Here is a 297-nt window from a genome sequence, read left to right as displayed (position 1 = left end):
TCTAATACTATCCCTCCTTATACCTATTGCTCCACCCATCCTCGTATTCTTCCCATATATCAAACCCATCCCTAACACCCATGTCTCTATTCCATTTTCAATCAAAGAGTTATCACCCAAAATTCCGCAAATTACCATTCCCCTCCCCCAAAAACCTTTTCCCCAACTCATGATCCCCTTTCCATCCCCAACTACCATTCAAACACCATCCACCTTTCAACACCTCCCCATTCCCCCCCCACCACCTCTTCTCCTCCTCCATCTCCTACATCGCCTACTCCCACTCTCACAATCCCA

The 297-nt window shown here is 47.1% G+C and carries 1 protein-coding gene; it reads right to left on the bottom strand.

Annotated features, from left to right (window positions below):
- On the bottom strand, positions 1 to 198 hold a 198-nt coding region (locus FS628_RS32185), incomplete at its 3' end, for a hypothetical protein (RefSeq protein WP_222125326.1).
- Positions 199 to 297: the final 99 nt, after the last annotated feature.

It is taken from the genome of Paenibacillus xylanexedens, from assembly GCF_007676705.1.
Lineage (GTDB): Bacteria > Bacillota > Bacilli > Paenibacillales > Paenibacillaceae > Paenibacillus > Paenibacillus xylanexedens_C.
Note: the sequence above shows the minus strand (reverse complement) of the source record. Positions and strands in the feature narration are given on the sequence as shown.